Here is a 1,431-nt window from a genome sequence, read left to right as displayed (position 1 = left end):
TGACGTTTACCCATAAAGTTGGAACTAAATAGTTTTGTTAATTAGGCAGCTAATTGTCGCTCAAATTCGAGCGGTGATTGACCGCCTAATTTTATTTGGATTCTAGTTTGGTTGTAGTAATTGATCCACGTTTCGATTGCGTCTGCGATTGCCTCGTAGTTCAGGTAGGCGTTCAATGGGCCAATCTCCGTCTTGAGTTTATCGAATGTTGTCTCGCAAGCAGCGTTATCAAGGCACGTTGACCGTCTCGACATGCTCTGCCTGATTCGTCCGCTTTTAAGCAGCCCTCGCCAATATTTATGTTGATATTGCCAGCCTTGATCTGTGTGAAGTGTTACTTGATACCCCGTCTTGGGCATTTCTTGGATTAGTTGCTCTAACGGTGATAATGCAAAGCGCAACGTCGGGTGTGGGCTGATTGTCCAAGTAACAATTCGGTTGGACCATAGGTCTTTGATGATTTCCAAATAAACCTTATCTCCGTTGCTAGCCTTCATTTCTGTCACGTCCGCAACCAATTTCTGATAGGGTCGGTCCGTCATATTGCGGCGATGGAGATGGTTCTTAGCGACCTTGCCACGTGGACCTTTTGAGGAGTCATACTTCCGAGTTCGCTTTTGATAGATTGAGCTATTAAGCCCTAATTCATGCATGATTCGTTGAATCCGTTTATGGTTGGGTGCCGGTAGGCCTTGCTCGGTATACATTCGGCGAATCACCACGGTCACTCGTGGGACGCCATACGTACCGTTGTGTGCCTCAAAGACACTGACAACCCGTTCCTTTAACCCACTGTCCGAATCCGGTGATTTCAATTTACTTTGCCAGTATTGAAAGACTGACATCGAAATTGGTAATGCCGAAATTAAGTCAACTAGTCGATATTTTGCCCTGAGTGCGATGATGACTTGGCTGAGGGCTCGGTTGGTTGCGTCCTCAAGGCTTTCAATTTTTTTAAGGCGTCTAGTCGTATCCGCAAGGATAAGTTCTCTTGTTCCAGGCGCTTGATCTTGTCCTGATCTGATTCTTTTTCGATGAGGTTTCACTCCCGGTCGCATCTCTAACAATGCTTGTTTGCCGTAAAGGTTGTATGCGCGCTCCCAGCGAACGACTGCCTCCACTGAAAGGACATCAAAGTGAGCACAAGTTTCTAGCACGGATGCGCGATGTTGTTGCTTCCACTCTACAAGAGATACTCGCAGTTGACCAGTGATTGCGGGTGGATCGAGTAATCCACGACGTCCGTGTTGCTCATATACGGCGACAAGGAGGCTAAATAGAAGCCTTGCGATGCCATATTTACGTGCAATTGAAGCCTTTGATTCAGTCCCAGTAAGAAATTCCTCTACCGCTTTAACCTTTATTTCCATCTGAATCTTGGTCATAGAAAAACCCCCAAAGTCGTTTCCAACTTTGAGGGTAAACGTCATT

The 1,431-nt window shown here is 46.1% G+C and carries 1 protein-coding gene; it reads right to left on the bottom strand.

Annotated features, from left to right (window positions below; all coding sequences use genetic code 11):
* Positions 1 to 41 precede the first annotated feature (41 nt).
* The coding region (locus ACYVRZ_RS13070; RefSeq protein WP_461227466.1) for an IS3 family transposase at positions 42 to 1,431 on the bottom strand (1,390 nt) is incomplete at its 5' end.

It is taken from the genome of Lacticaseibacillus suihuaensis, from assembly GCF_054785075.1.
This window is presented reverse-complemented; position numbering and strand designations above follow the sequence as displayed.